The organism is Variovorax sp. Root434, assembly GCF_001426595.1.
In the GTDB taxonomy this organism is placed as follows: domain Bacteria; phylum Pseudomonadota; class Gammaproteobacteria; order Burkholderiales; family Burkholderiaceae_C; genus Variovorax.
The window spans coordinates 123,996-136,819 of sequence record NZ_LMEK01000029.1; the positions used below are offsets into that span (position 1 = coordinate 123,996).

14 protein-coding genes are annotated in these 12,824 nt (G+C 69.0%); 3 read left to right on the forward strand and 11 right to left on the reverse strand.

Annotated elements, in window-relative coordinates:
- Positions 1–231: 231 nt before the first annotated feature.
- The 3 genes from ASD05_RS29070 to ASD05_RS29080 are packed head-to-tail and all read right to left on the reverse strand — an operon-like array spanning position 232 to position 2,773.
- Complete coding sequence (locus ASD05_RS29070) at positions 232–1,122, reverse strand: 3-keto-5-aminohexanoate cleavage protein (protein ID WP_056600261.1); 891 nt, start codon at positions 1,120–1,122, stop codon at positions 232–234.
- Positions 1,119–1,883, reverse strand: coding sequence for an SDR family NAD(P)-dependent oxidoreductase (locus ASD05_RS29075; protein WP_056600264.1), 765 nt, complete (start codon positions 1,881–1,883; stop codon positions 1,119–1,121). The genes ASD05_RS29070 and ASD05_RS29075 overlap by 4 nt, the downstream gene beginning before the upstream one ends.
- Before the next feature lie 23 nt (positions 1,884–1,906).
- The gene (locus tag ASD05_RS29080; protein WP_056600267.1) at positions 1,907–2,773 is read right to left on the reverse strand and encodes a dioxygenase; all 867 of its coding nucleotides are present in this window, start codon (positions 2,771–2,773) and stop codon (positions 1,907–1,909) included.
- Between the two features lie 132 nt (positions 2,774–2,905).
- On the opposite strand from ASD05_RS29080, the gene ASD05_RS29085 reads away from it, so the two are divergent.
- Positions 2,906–3,940 carry a LacI family DNA-binding transcriptional regulator gene (locus tag ASD05_RS29085; RefSeq protein ID WP_007837931.1) on the forward strand — a complete coding sequence of 345 codons (1,035 nt, stop codon included), beginning with the start codon at positions 2,906–2,908 and terminating at the stop codon, positions 3,938–3,940.
- Positions 3,941–3,952: 12 nt separating this feature from the next.
- Here ASD05_RS29085 and ASD05_RS29090 read toward each other — a convergent pair whose 3' ends face one another.
- The 3 genes from ASD05_RS29090 to ASD05_RS29100 are packed head-to-tail and all read right to left on the reverse strand — an operon-like array spanning position 3,953 to position 6,206.
- Positions 3,953–4,294, reverse strand: a complete 342-nt coding sequence (locus ASD05_RS29090) for a hypothetical protein (protein WP_056600271.1) — start codon at positions 4,292–4,294, stop codon at positions 3,953–3,955.
- Between the two features lie 15 nt (positions 4,295–4,309).
- Entirely contained in the window at positions 4,310–5,980 is a 1,671-nt protein-coding gene (locus ASD05_RS29095) for a hypothetical protein (protein WP_056600274.1), read from the reverse strand.
- Positions 5,981–6,011: 31 nt separating this feature from the next.
- On the reverse strand, positions 6,012–6,206 hold the full coding sequence (locus ASD05_RS29100; RefSeq protein WP_007837912.1) for a DUF1127 domain-containing protein: 195 nt from the start codon (positions 6,204–6,206) through the stop codon (positions 6,012–6,014).
- A 100-nt stretch (positions 6,207–6,306) separates the two neighbouring features.
- On the opposite strand from ASD05_RS29100, the gene ASD05_RS29105 reads away from it, so the two are divergent.
- Complete coding sequence (locus ASD05_RS29105) at positions 6,307–7,200, forward strand: LysR family transcriptional regulator (protein WP_056600277.1); 894 nt, start codon at positions 6,307–6,309, stop codon at positions 7,198–7,200.
- Between the two features lie 7 nt (positions 7,201–7,207).
- On the opposite strand, the gene ASD05_RS29110 is transcribed toward ASD05_RS29105, so the two are convergent.
- From ASD05_RS29110 to ASD05_RS29120, 3 genes are all read right to left on the reverse strand, one after another.
- Positions 7,208–8,245 carry an aliphatic amidase gene (locus ASD05_RS29110; protein ID WP_056600279.1) on the reverse strand — a complete coding sequence of 346 codons (1,038 nt, stop codon included), beginning with the start codon at positions 8,243–8,245 and terminating at the stop codon, positions 7,208–7,210.
- 172 nt (positions 8,246–8,417) lie between these two features.
- Positions 8,418–8,912 carry a hypothetical protein gene (locus ASD05_RS29115; protein WP_056600283.1) on the reverse strand — a complete coding sequence of 165 codons (495 nt, stop codon included), beginning with the start codon at positions 8,910–8,912 and terminating at the stop codon, positions 8,418–8,420.
- Positions 8,909–9,847 carry a LysR family transcriptional regulator gene (locus tag ASD05_RS29120; RefSeq protein WP_056600286.1) on the reverse strand — a complete coding sequence of 313 codons (939 nt, stop codon included), beginning with the start codon at positions 9,845–9,847 and terminating at the stop codon, positions 8,909–8,911. The genes ASD05_RS29115 and ASD05_RS29120 overlap by 4 nt, the downstream gene beginning before the upstream one ends.
- A gap of 95 nt (positions 9,848–9,942) precedes the next feature.
- On the opposite strand from ASD05_RS29120, the gene ASD05_RS29125 reads away from it, so the two are divergent.
- Positions 9,943–10,929, forward strand: coding sequence for an NAD-dependent epimerase/dehydratase family protein (locus tag ASD05_RS29125; protein ID WP_056600289.1), 987 nt, complete (start codon positions 9,943–9,945; stop codon positions 10,927–10,929).
- Between the two features lie 13 nt (positions 10,930–10,942).
- On the opposite strand, the gene ASD05_RS29130 is transcribed toward ASD05_RS29125, so the two are convergent.
- Both ASD05_RS29130 and ASD05_RS29135 read right to left on the reverse strand, forming a co-directional pair.
- Positions 10,943–11,887: a glutaminase gene (locus ASD05_RS29130; protein WP_056600293.1), complete on the reverse strand. Its 945-nt coding sequence runs from the start codon at positions 11,885–11,887 to the stop codon at positions 10,943–10,945.
- A complete protein-coding gene (locus tag ASD05_RS29135) occupies positions 11,884–12,792 on the reverse strand; it encodes a DMT family transporter (RefSeq protein ID WP_056600297.1) in 909 nt (302 codons plus the stop codon). The genes ASD05_RS29130 and ASD05_RS29135 overlap by 4 nt, the downstream gene beginning before the upstream one ends.
- Between the last annotated feature and the right edge of the window lie 32 nt (positions 12,793–12,824).

The following is a 12,824-nucleotide window of genomic DNA, read 5'->3' on the forward strand; positions in this document are numbered from 1 at the left end:
TCCTCCTTTATTTCGCTGCGGGGAGCACCCGACGCCCTGTGCACAGTGCACGCTGCTGGTGAACCGCCGATCGACGACCGCGTCCATCGATCACGCTGGCGGGGTGCCTTGCGCAGCGAAATAAAGGAGGAGGCCGAAGGCCGGGGGACATTCGCGGAGCAAGGTACCCCGTCGGCGGGATCGCGCCCCGAACGACGCCGCGCACAAGATGGAGAGATGCAGGAGTCCACGCTAGCTCCGGGCATCCGGCAACCCCAGCATCGCGCGTGCCTCACGCGGATTCGCAACTTCACCGCCCAGGCTCACGAGGATGTCGCGTGCCTTCGCCACCAACTGCGCGTTGCTCTCGGCGAGCACGCCCTTCTCGAGGTAGATGTTGTCTTCCATGCCCACGCGCACATGCCCGCCCAGCAGCCACGACTGCGCGACGATCGGGAACTCCATGCGCCCGATGCCGAAAGCGCTCCAGAAGGCGCCGCGCGGCAGCATGTTGCGTGCATAGAGCAGCGTCTCGGGCGTGGGCGCGAAGCCGTACTTCACGCCGAGCACGAAGGTCCACATGGCCGGGCCGTCGAGCGTGCCGTCGGCGATCAGGTCGAGCGCGAGGTTGATGTCGCCGGAGTCGAAGATCTCCAACTCGGGCTTCACACCGGCCTCGCGCATCACCTTCGCCATGCGCCGCACGTTCTTCGGCGTGTTGATGACCACGTCGGGCCCCGAGTTCATGGTGTTGAGGTCGAGCGAGCACACGTCGGGCCTGATGAGTGCGATGTGTTCCACGCGCTTCTCGGGTGGCAGCAGCGTGGTGCCCGGTGCGGCGATCTTGGGGTCGTCCTCGCTCGGAATGAAGCGCCCGCCCGGCCCGGTCGTGAGGTTGACGATCAGCTCGCGGTTCCCGCGGCGGATGCGTTCGACCACCTCGCGGTACAGCTCGATCTCCATCGAAGGCTTGCCGGTTTCGGGATGGCGCACGTGGATGTGCACCTGCGCCGCGCCGGCCTCGGCCGCGGCGAGGCACTCGTCGGCGATCTGCACCGGCGTGATCGGCAGGTGCGGCGTCTGCTCCGGCTTCACGAGGTTGCCCGTGACCGCGCAGGTGATGAGTGTCTTGCCGGTGTTCACAGGTGGCGCCCTCCGTCGACCACGATGCGCGTGCCGGTCACGAAGCGCAGCGTGGTGGCCAGCGCTTCGACCGTGGCCGCCACGTCGTCGGGCAAGCCGATGCGGCCCAGCGGCGTGGTGCTGGCCATCTTGTTCGCGAACTCCGCGCCGCGCCCGGGCACGAAACCCGATTCGACCGCGCCCGGCGACACCGACACCACGCGCACCGATGGCGCGAGCGCCTTGGCCAGCGCGTCGCCCACCACGTCGAGCCCCGCCTTGGCGGCCACGTAGGCGAGGTTGCTGCCCACACCCGTGAAGCCGGCAATGGAAGAGATGTTGGCCACCAGCCCGTCGCCGCTGGCCTTCAGCATCGGCGCGAAGGCGCGGATGGTGGCGAACACGCCGCGGAAGTTGGCGCGCACGATGTCGTCGATGAGCTCGTCGGTCAGCGCGTCGAGGTCGGCGGCCGGCACCGGTTGCGTGTGACCCGCGCTGTTGACGAGGATGTCGCAGCGGCCATGCGTAGCCTTCACCTCCGCGGCGGCGGCATTCAGGCTCGCCGTGTCGACGATGTCGGCGCGGATCGCCGTGTGGCGCTGGCCGTTGGCTGAAGGCAGCGCGGCGGCGCGGGCGGCCGCATCGTCGCTCTTGCGGTGTAGCAGCACGCAGGTCGCGCCCAGCGCGGCAAGCCGCGTGGCCGTGGCGTAGCCGATGGCACCGAGGCCGCCGGTGATGACTGCGACCTTGCCGTCGAGTCTGGAAACGGGATCGAAGCTCATAAGTGTTGGAAGAAGTTGTTGATTCAGGGAATGGGCGGCCGTGGGAACTTCATTTCGCCGGGTTCGAGCTCGAAGTCGTGGTGCATCGATGCGCTCTTGCCGTCGGGTGCCAATGCAAAGCGGCCGATCAGTCGCCGCGTCACGCCGAAGGTCGGGTCGCTCTCGAGGTTCTCGTCGTCGTCCGCGAACACCTGCGTGATCAGCACCTTGTGCCCCGGTTTGCTGACCATGAAGTGCAGGTGCGCGGGTCGGTTCGGGTGGCGTTGCTGCGCGCGCAACAGCACGCCGCAGGGCCCGTCGGTCGGTACGGGGTAGCCGGCAGGGCGCACGCTGCGGAAGTGGAAGCGGCCCTCGGCGTCGGTGCTGAAACGGCCGCGCAGGTTCATGTCTTCCTGCGACGGGTCCTGGTTTTCGTAGAGACCGATGGGCGAGGCCTGCCACACGTCGACCGTGGCGCCGGCCACCGGCCGGCCCTTGCCGTCACGCACCGTGCCCGTCACTTCGAGTGGAATGCCCGGCGTGCCCGAGCGCGCGATGCTCTCGCCCATTGCGCAGTCCGGCGAGTTCGCGCGCCAGAACGGCCCGAGCAGCGCGGCCGGCGATTCGCCATGCGGGTCCTGGTTGTTCTGCAGCGCGACCACGGTCGACACACCCAGGATGTCCGCCGCCAGCACCACCTCGTTCTTGGTCTCGCCCGTGGCATGGCCGATGGCGACGATGAATTCGAGCGCCTGCTCGAACTCTTCTTCCGTCAGCTTCACTTCCTGCACCAGGGCATGCAGGTGGCGCGTGACGGCTTCCATCACGGTGCGCAACCGCGGGTCGGGCGTGCGTTTCATGGCATCGAGCGTGAAGCTCAGTACCGATTCGGGGGAGGTGGCGATGTTCATGGCGGATTTGTGCAATCGTTTGCACGATATTAGTCCAAATCGCTGAAAAGTAAAATGACCCCATTCGGCAGGTCAGGAATAGCAGAAAGCCTTGGCAGCCCTGATCGGCACGACAACCGTTTGCATCAATCCATGAGTACCAGCCCAACTTCCACGCCCGTGACCATCCGCGACGTCGCCCGCGCCGCCGGTGTGCACGTGTCGACCGTCTCCCGCGCGCTCAGCCCCGAGAAGCGCTCGCTGATCAGTGACGAGGTGCTGCGCGTGGTCGAGGAGGCGGCGCAGCGCCTGGGCTACCGGCCCAACCGCGCGGCCTCGGCGCTGCGAACGGGCCGCACCCACACCATCGGCGTGCTGGTGCCGGACATCACCAACGCGGTGTTCCCGCCCATCCTGCAGGGCATCGAGGCCAGCGCGGCGGCGCGCGGGTACTTCGTGTTCGTCACCAACGTTGTGGATCCCGCGCTCGCACGGCCCGTGCTGGAGCGCATGCTGGCGCAGCGGGTCGACGGGGTGGTCATGGCTACCGCCACGCGCGACGACCCGCTGATCGAGTTCGTCACCCAGGCCGGCATGACCGCGGTGCTGGTCAACCGGGCCGACGAAACCGGCCGTCTACCGGCCGTCGTCAGCGACGACCGGCTGGCGATGAAACTCGCGGTCGACCACCTCGTGGGTCTGGGCCACAAGCGCATCGCCCACCTCGCGGGCCCGCAGAACATTCCCACTGGCGTGGGCCGTCGGCTGGGCGTGGAGCAGGCCTTGAGGGACCACCGCATGAAGCCTTTCCGCGTGGTCGAGTGCGCGAGCTACAGCCGCGAGGCCGGCGCGGTGGCGATGAAGCAGATGCTCGAAGCCGGCGCCGCCCCGCAGGCCGTGGTGTGCTGCAACGACCTCGTGGCACTGGGCGCCTACGACGCGCTGCGCGAAGCCGGCCTGCGCGTGCCGAAGGACATTTCCATCACCGGCCACAACGACATGCCGCTGGTCGACATGGTCGACCCGCCGCTCACCACCATCCGCCTGCCGCACCGCGAGCTGGGCTGGCGCGCGGCCGAGATGCTGTTCGACGAGATCGACGGTCGTTCGATGTCGGCCTCGACCGTGGTGCTGCGGCCGGAGCTGGTGGTGCGCAAGTCGACTGCCAAGCCGTCCGCCGCGCGCTGAGCGCGGCAGGACTCACTTCATCCGCCACCACAGGGCCGCGATGTCATCGCTCAGGCCCGCGAGCAGAAGCGCCACGGCGACCAGCGTGACGAGCGCCTTCGCGCGCCGCGACAGACCTTCCTTCGGCGCGAAGTCTTCGGCGCGGCCGCTGAAATGCACGCCGCAATGGGGACAGCGCAGCGCGTAGCCGAAGACGGGCTCCTTGCAACGGATGCAGGGCACTTCGTCCGGCCCCGGCTCCGCCGGTGCATCGGCGCCGTGCGATGCCTGCGCTGCTGCGCGCAGCTTCTGCTGCCGCGCGCGGCGTTCGCGGTGGGCGGCCAGGTCGATGGGGTCGTTGGAGTTCTCGGGCATGCTGCTGAAACCAGTCTAGCTCGCGCGCGACGCAGCCTTCTTCCGCGCCGCCGGCCGACGCGGCGGCTTCGCCTCCAGCACCAGTTCAGCCGGCAGCGCGTCGTTCCACGATTCGGTGAAGTAGGCGCGATCGCTCGGCACCAGCTGCGGCAGCGCTTCGCGCAGCGAGGCCAGCGACTGCTCCGCCGCTTTCAGGTCGCCCGCGTGCGCCGCGTACCAGGCGTGCTCGAACAGCAGGCTGCAATGCTGCAGGCCCGGGTAGCGGCGCTGCCCGGCCCGGTGGTCGGCCAGCCGCGCCTGCGCGACCTGCACCCAGTGCGCCGGCCAATTCGCGGCGTCGAAAGCGTCGGCCAGCGGACCGGCCAGCGCCGAAACCGCGGCCGGGTCCAGCGGCTTCTGCGCGCGGAACTGCGCGAGCGTGGGCCGGGTCTCCGGCCTGCAGTGGCCGCGCGCGATGCGCATCAGGTAGATCGCGTTCCACGCCGAGCGGCCCTGCCCGTCGGTGTGGCTGCAGAGCCATTCGCTGAAGGCGATCCACTGCACGGCGCGGCGGGTGGTGTCGGCGTTGCCGTCGTGCGCGAGCGCGGGCAGGTCGGACAGCCCCACGCGGTCGAACAGCCATGCGGCCATGCCCATGTTGGCGGCCACGTGCTGCGCCGCGTCGAAGGAGTGCGACTCGAAGGCGGCCGCCAGCGCCTCGCCGAAGCGGCGCAGCGATTCCTCGGCGAGCGCGGCTGCCGCGGGCATGTCGTCGGCCGACAGCGCCAGCGCGCGCGAGCGGCACACCAGCGCCCACAGGTTGCACCACTCGAAGCGCACGTCGGGGTGGTGCCGCAGCACCAGCGCGCGCGCCGCGTCCTCGGCCATGCCGCCCAGCAGTGACTGCGCCAGTGGCAGGTCGCGCGCGGTGTAGGCGCACCACGCCGAGACGATGCACTCCATCGCGCCGAGGTAGTCGTTGCCCGCCACGTGGTGCGCGAGCCGCTGCTTCTTGAGCGCCTGCAGCCGGCGCCGCGCCTGCTCGTTGTCGCCGAGGCGGCGCCACAGCATGGCCTCGTTGAGCGTGACCAGTGCGCGCTGGAAGTCGGTGGCGGCCAGCGTGCCGGCGAGGCGGATGGATTCGAGGGCGCTCCCACCCGTGTTCTCGCCCGCCACGGGCGCCATCAGCCGGCCCTGCCGCGCCGCCTGCTGCGACGCGACCAGCTGCTTCCAGAAAGCCGCGTCCTGCAGGTGCACGGCATCGGGCGGCGGCGAGCCGGCGGTCCGGGCGGCCTGTGATCCACGCGAACGCAGCCCGAGGAACGACGCCACCTCGGCCGTCGTGGCCGCGCGGCCTTCGACCAGCACGCGCACGCGCTTCGCCTCGGCGGCCGGCAGCCAGAACGGGCCCTGGCTGCGCCGCTCTGCATTGAGGAAGCGGGGCTCGCGCTGCGTGTCCTCGCCCCAGCCGACCTCGATGCGCCAGGCCTTGAAGTCGCGGAACGCGCGGCTCACGACCATGCGCAGCGTGCTTGCGTCCGACACCTCGCCGCGCAGGTCCGCCAGCCGCACGACGCCGGCGGCATCGTGGGCATGCCGCATGCGCACCAGCAGCCAGAGCGACTGGAAAGCCGCGCGCCGGCCATTGACCGACTGCGGCGAAGTGAGTTCGATGGAAAGGAGGGCGGGAAGGACTGGCTTGGGCACGGCCCCGATTTGAACCTCAAATCCGGCGGTGTCAGTAACGGTCGCGGTCCAGCAGCTGCGGCACTTCACTGCGCCCGATGCCCAGGTCGCGCAGCTCGTGATCGCTCATGTGCGAAAGCTGCGATGCATCGGCGCGCATGCGGCGGCGATCCATCACGCGGCGGTGCCAGCCGCGCAGGGCATGGATCAGGCGTTGATGGAAGGACGATGGCTTTGGCGCGGTCACGATGGGCTCCTTGGTTGGGAGCGCTCATCTTCAGGTGCCGCATGCTATTGTGGAAGTTGAGATTCCTGACACTTGCCATCACCTTTCCTGATGTGAACCGATGCGACAACTCAACCTCGACCAGCTGCGCACCCTCATCGCCATCGTCGACCTGGGCACGTTCTCGGCGGCGGCCAGGGCGCTGCACCTCGCGCAGCCCACGGTGAGCCTGCACATCAGCGAACTCGAATCGCGCCTCGACGCGCCGCTGGTGGTGCGCGGCAACCGGCGCATCACGCCGACGGCGGCAGGCGCCGCGCTGGTGGAGCGCGGGCGCAAGCTGCTGCGCGACACCGACGACGCAGTCGAGGCGGTCAAGCGGCAGGCCGAGGGGCGGGTGGGGCGGGTGCGGCTGGGCACTTCCACCGGTGTGCTGGTCGACCTGCTGCCGCAGGTGCTGGAGGCGCTGGGCGCGGAGCACTCGGGCATCGACGTGGAGGTGAGCATCCGCGGCTCCTACGAGGCCATGGAGCGGCTGGCGGCGGGCACGCTCGACATCGGCCTGGTCGCCATTCCGCAGCCGCCGCTGCGGGGCATCGTCGTCACGCCATGGTGCGAGCAGCCCATGATGGCCTTCGTGCCGCGGCGCTGGAAGGCGCCGAAGCGCGTCACGCCGGCCTGGCTGGCGGCGCAGCCGCTGATCTTCAACGAGGCCACCACGCACATGTACCGCCTCACGATGGAATGGTTCGCCGCCGCCGGCTTCGCGCCGCGCGCGCGCATCGAGCTCAACTACGACGCCGCCATGCGCAGCCTCGTGGCGGCCGGCTACGGTGCCGCGCTCCTGCCGCTGCAGCAGTCCACCGACATCGTTCCGGGCAACGACCGCATGCAGATCCTGCCGGTGAGCCCGAAGCTCACGCGCCGCGTGGGCATCGCGCATCGCCAGCATGCACTGCTCGACGGCGCGACGCTGAGCGTGCTCGAGGTGCTGAAGACCTTCAGTCAGGCCTGAGCCATGTTCATCGGTCTTGCGCCGGCCCGTTCGGAATGCCCTCGATGGGGCACTCCGGCGTGCCCGCCGTGCTGCGCGTGAGCGCTTCCACCATCTCGCGCGTGCCTTCGGGGTCGTTGATCCACTTCGCGTAGAAGTCGTAGGGGCAGGCTGCCAGCCCCTTGTCGCCGTCGCCCGAGTTGATGGTGCCCGTGTAGCCGCGATGCAGCAGCTTGAACAGGTGGTTCTGCGACTGGCCGTTCCTGCGCGCGTCGCGGATCAGGCTCATCGACAGTTCGGCGTAGTTGATGCCCATCTCCTCCTCGCCGCACTCGCCCAGCGTGCGGCCGTCGAAGCCGATCAGCGCAGAGTGGCCGAAGTACGAGTACACGCCGTCGAAGCCCGCCGCGTTGGCCACCGCCACGTAGGTGTTGTTCATGAAGGCCATGGCCTTCGACACCAGGATCTGCTGCTCCTTGGCCGGGTACATGTAGCCCTGGCACCGCACGACGAGCTCGGCGCCGCGCATCGTGCAGTCGCGCCAGATCTCGGGGTAGTTGCCGTCGTCGCAGACGATCAGGCTGATCTTCATGCCCTTGGGGCCTTCGCTCACGTAGGTGCGGTCGCCCGGATACCAGCCCTCGATGGGCACCCACGGCATGATCTTGCGGTACTTCTGGACGATCTCGCCCTTGTTGTTCATGAGGATCAGCGTGTTGTAGGGCGCCTTGTGCGGATGCTCCTCGTGGCGCTCGCCGGTCAGCGAGAACACGCCCCACACGTTGGCGCGGCGGCAGGCGTCGGCGAAGATGGCCGTCTCGCCGCCCGGCACGGTGGCGGCCGTGTCGTACATCTCCTTCTCGTCGTACATGATCCCGTGCGTCGAGTACTCGGGAAAGATCACCAGGTCCATGCCCGGCAGGCCCTTCTTCATGCCGACCAGCATCTCGCCGATCTTGCGGGCGTTGTCCAGCACCTCGGCCCTGGTGTGCAGGCGGGGCATCTTGTAGTTGACGACCGCGACGCCCACGCAATCGCTGCTGCTCGAAATATCACCGTGTCTCATGACGCTGCTCCTGAAGGATGGTTGAGAAAGTAAACAAGAAAGCCCGGATCGGCGTTCAACCGATGCGGGCTTTCCGGTGGAGCAATGGGTTCGTGTCGTCGAAGCCGATTGTTCTCAACTCAGCGTGGGCTGCACATACGTCATTTCGCTGATTGCGTTGGTACCCGGTGCGTCAGCGCGGCCGCGCGTAGCCGGATTCGATCCATGCGCTCGCGCTGCTGGCCGTGAGCCTGAACGCGGGCGACACGTTCACGCTGGCGAGCTCGGAGTCGTCGGCATCGTCGTAGGCGCTGAGCGTGGCCGAGGGGTTGTCCTCGTCGGGCACGATGGCCAGCGCCACGCGCACGCGCCGGTCGTCGCGCGCGGTGACGGTCACGCTCTTGTTGAGCGTGGCGTGAAGCTGCTGCTCGTGGCGGCGGATGACTTCGGCGGCGGTCTTCACCAGCGTGGAGAAGGCGGGGCCGTCGAGCGGCTTCGGGTTCTTCTTGTCGCGGCCCATGGTCCAGGGGCCGACCAGTGCCGGCTCGGGGTCGCCGTGGCGGGTCATCTCGACGGCCCAGCCGTCGTCTTCCTCGTTCTTGATGATGCGGGCGGTCCAGCGGTCGTCGCGCCAGAGGCGGTCTTCCTGCAGGGGGAGGATGTCGGAGTCTGTGGTGGGTTCGGTCATTCGGTCGGTGTCGGTCTGGCGTGGTCCATTTTCGCCTCTGCCGCCGAGCTGCCGACGTACAGCGCGAGGCCTTCCACCAGCGCGTCGAAGGCGGCGCGGCAGCGCGGGCTGTGGCGCAGGTCCTCGTGCATGGTGACCCAGGTGTCGAGCTTCATCGAGAAGGTGCGCGGCATCAGCCGTACCAGCGCGGGGTTTCGGCCGGCCAGCGCCGCCTGGCAGATGCCGATGCCGGCACCGGCGCGGATCAGCGCCAGCTGGGTCAGGTCGCTGTCGGTGCGCAGCGAGAAAGTGTCGCGCGTGAAGCCCTTGAGCGACTTGCCAGCATTGCGCACGAAGGCCGTGGGCTGGTCGTAGCCGATCAGCGAGTGCCCGGCCAGTTCTTCCATCCTGCGCGGCGTGCCGTGGCGGGCGAGGTAGTCGCGATGCGCATGAAAGCCCAGCTCGATGTTGCCGATGCGGCGCGCCACCAGCTGCTCCTGCCTGGGGCGCACCATGCGCACGGCGATGTCGGCCTCGCGCCGCAGCAGGTCCTGCACGCGGTTGGTCGCCACCAGTTCGACCTTAAGCGTCGGGTGCGCCTCTCGAAGCCCCGCGACGATGGGCGGCAGCACTTCCGCGCAGACCACTTCGCTGCCTGACACGCGCACCACGCCGCGCACGCCTTCGCCCTGGCTGCTGGCGGCGCGCTCCAGCGAGGCGGCGGTGCTTTCCATGGCCTCGGCATGCGTGCGCAGCGCCAGCGCCACCTCGGTGGGCAGCAGCCCCGTCTGCGAGCGCGTGAAGAGCGCCGTGCCCAAGGCTTCCTCGAGCGCAGCCACATGGCGCCCGGTCGTGGGCTGGGTGATGCCCAGGGCGCGCGCGGCGCCCGAGAGCGAGCCCTCGCGCAGCACGCTCAGGAAGGTGCGGTAGAGCTCCCAGCCGATGTTCGATGTCATACATAAATGTATGGCCGATAGCTTATGTTCGGCAATTCCAATTGAACCCGGCCAGACCCAGAATTCCTCCATCGACAACTCTTCTGGAGCATTTCATGGCACGCAACGACACGGTTCTGGTTCTTGGCGCGACGGGCGGCATCGGCAGCGAAGCGGCTCGCCAGCTGCGCGATGCGGGCTGGGAGGTGCGCGCGCTCAAGCGCGGCGCGACCGAGGGAAAGAGCGAAGGCATCACCTGGCTGGCAGGCGACGCGATGGACGCGCAGGCCGTGCGGAGGGCGGCAAAGGGCTGCGCGGTCATCGTGCATGCCGTCAACCCGCCGGGCTACCGCCGCTGGTCGGAGCTGGTGCTGCCGATGCTCGACAACACCATCGCCGCAGCGAAGGCCGAAGGCGCGACCGTCGTGCTGCCCGGCACGGTCTACAACTTCGGCCCCGACGCTTTCCCGCTGCTGGCCGAAGACTCGCCGCAGCACCCGCTCACCCGCAAGGGCGCGATCCGCGTGGAGATGGAACGGCGCCTCGAAGACGCGAGCCGCCAGGGCGCCCGTGTGCTGATCGTGCGCGCCGGGGATTTCTTCGGCCCGAGGGCCGGCAACAACTGGTTCTCGCAGGGGCTGGTAAAGGCGGGGCAGCCGGTCAAGGCCGTGAGCTACCCGGGCCGCGCCGGTGTGGGCCACCAGTGGTCGTACCTGCCCGACGTGGCACGCACCATGGTCGAACTGCTGGCGCGGCGCGACCGGCTCGAACCCTTCGCCCGCTTCCACATGGCCGGCCACTGGGACGCCGACGGCACGCGCATGAGCGACGCCATCCGCAAGGTGGTGGCGCGCCGCACCGGCGCCAGGGTCGGCGTGTCGGCCTTCCCGTGGTGGCTGCTGACGCTGGCCTCGCCTTTCGTCGTCACGTTCCGGGAAATGCGCGAGATGCGCTACCTGTGGCGTACGCCCGTGGGCATGGACAACGCGAAGCTGGTGGCCCTTCTCGGCCGCGAGCCCCACACGCCGCTCGAAGAGGCTGTGGAAGCATCGCTCGACGGCATGGGCTGCCTGGCCACGGCGCCCGTGGCCGCGGCCGTGTGACTCGCGGCGCCGCTCAGAACACCGACAGCCCCGTGCGCGCCACGAACATCTCGAGCGCCTTCATGCCCAGCAGCGAATTGCCGGTGGCATCGAGCGCCGGCGACCAAACGCACAGCGTGAGCCGGTCAGGCACGACGGCCACGATGCCGCCGCCCACGCCGCTCTTGCACGGCAGGCCGATGGAAAAGGCCACGTCGCCCGCCGCGTCGTAGGTGCCACAGGTGAGCATCAGCGAGTTGATGCGGCGGGTCTGCCGCTCGCCGGTGATCGCGGGCTCGCCGGCGATCGGGTGGGCGCCGTCGCGGCTCAGGAAGGCGGCGGCGCGCGCGAGCTGGCGGCAGCTCATGCGCAGCGCGCATTGGTGGAAATAGGTATCGAGCACGGGCGCGACGTCATTGTCGATCTTGCCGAAGCTCTTCATGAAGTTGGCCAGCGCGATGTTGCGAAAGCCCGTGTCGGCCTCCGATTGCGCGACTTCGTCGTCGAAGCCGATGGGCTCGCCGCACAGGCTCGTCATGAGCGCCAGGATGTCGGCCTTGGCGCTGCCGCCGTTGGCCTTGGCGTGGCTCACCAGCCGGTCGGCCACCGCAATGGCGCCGGCATTGATGAAGGGGTTGCGCGGCTTGCCCTGTTCGTTCTCCAGCTGCACCAGCGAATTGAATGGGTTGCCCGAAGGCTCGCGGCCGATGCGCTCCCACAGCGCATCGCCCATGCGCTGCATGGCGAGCGTCAGCGTGAAGAGCTTGGACACGCTCTGGATCGAGAAGGGCGTCTCGAAGTCGCCCGCGCCGGCCTCTTCGCCGGCGCAGGTGCGCAGCGCGATGCCGAACTGCCGTGCGTCGATGCGCGCGAGCGCCGGGATGTAGCTGGCGACGGTGCCGCCCTGGCCGAGCTGCGGGCGCAGGGTGGCGACGATCTCGTCGAGTACCGGCTGGAAATTCGTGGTTGTCTTGCTCATGCGCTGCGTTGTACCGCAGGCCGCCGGTTCACCAGCACGATGCCCAGCGCCACGCCGACCAGCGCCACCATCAGCTGCGCCGTGAGCGGCTCCTTCAGCAGCACCACGCCGAACACCAGCGCGAACAGCGGCGTGAGAAAGGTGAAGGACGACATCTGCGTGGCCGGGTAGTGCCGCAGCAGCCACATCCAGGTGAGGTAGCTGGCGAAGGCGCCGATCACGGTCTGCAGGCCGATGGAGGTCCAGGCCCAGCTGGAGTACGAAAAACTCCAGTGCTCGCCGAGCGCCAGCGACACCACCGGGCACAACGCCGCCGTCACTGCCACCTGGTAGAACAGCGTCTTCTCCGCACTGGCCGTGGCCAGCCGCGTGGTGCGCAGCGTCAGCGTGGTCAGGCCCCAGAGCATGCCGGCGGCCAGGGCCATGCCGTCGCCGACGAGCTGCGACGAACTCATGTGGCCGAAGCCTTCGCTGAAGGCCAGCACCACGCCCGAGAACGCGATGAACAGGCCCAGCCACTGGAAGCCGCGCAGCCGTTCGGCGGGCACCCAGCGCGGCAGCAGCAGAGAGACCCAGAAAGGCGCGGTGTAGAGAAACACCGTGAGCCGCGAGGCGCTGGTGTGCTGCAGCCCCAGGTAGATGCCGGCGAACTCGCCAGAGAACAGCAGGCCGGCCAGCAGCCCCGGCCACAGCGTGCCGTCGCGCTCGAACAGCGGCACGCGCCGCCACACACACCACAGCCACAGCAGCACGACCGCGCCGCTCATGCGGATCGAGGCCTGCCACAGCGGCGGCACCTCGGTCACGGTGGTCTTGATGAGGATCTGCTGCAGGCCCCAGAAGGCGCAGCAGGCAATGAGCAGGCCGATGGCGAGGCTGTCGAGATGGGTCTTGCGCTGGATCATTCGCGGTCAGTCGGTCACGGCGGATTGCACGC

Coding starts and splice junctions, on each gene's coding strand:
- ASD05_RS29075 (WP_056600264.1), bottom strand. CDS start 1,883: ATGAGCTTCGATCCCGTTTCCAGACTCGACGGCAAGGTCGCAGTCATC.
- ASD05_RS29080 (WP_056600267.1), bottom strand. CDS start 2,773: ATGAACATCGCCACCTCCCCCGAATCGGTACTGAGCTTCACGCTCGAT.
- ASD05_RS29085 (WP_007837931.1), top strand. CDS start 2,906: ATGAGTACCAGCCCAACTTCCACGCCCGTGACCATCCGCGACGTCGCC.
- ASD05_RS29090 (WP_056600271.1), bottom strand. CDS start 4,294: ATGCCCGAGAACTCCAACGACCCCATCGACCTGGCCGCCCACCGCGAA.
- ASD05_RS29105 (WP_056600277.1), top strand. CDS start 6,307: ATGCGACAACTCAACCTCGACCAGCTGCGCACCCTCATCGCCATCGTC.
- ASD05_RS29110 (WP_056600279.1), bottom strand. CDS start 8,245: ATGAGACACGGTGATATTTCGAGCAGCAGCGATTGCGTGGGCGTCGCG.
- ASD05_RS29115 (WP_056600283.1), bottom strand. CDS start 8,912: ATGACCGAACCCACCACAGACTCCGACATCCTCCCCCTGCAGGAAGAC.
- ASD05_RS29120 (WP_056600286.1), bottom strand. CDS start 9,847: ATGACATCGAACATCGGCTGGGAGCTCTACCGCACCTTCCTGAGCGTG.
- ASD05_RS29125 (WP_056600289.1), top strand. CDS start 9,943: ATGGCACGCAACGACACGGTTCTGGTTCTTGGCGCGACGGGCGGCATC.
- ASD05_RS29130 (WP_056600293.1), bottom strand. CDS start 11,887: ATGAGCAAGACAACCACGAATTTCCAGCCGGTACTCGACGAGATCGTC.
- ASD05_RS29135 (WP_056600297.1), bottom strand. CDS start 12,792: ATGATCCAGCGCAAGACCCATCTCGACAGCCTCGCCATCGGCCTGCTC.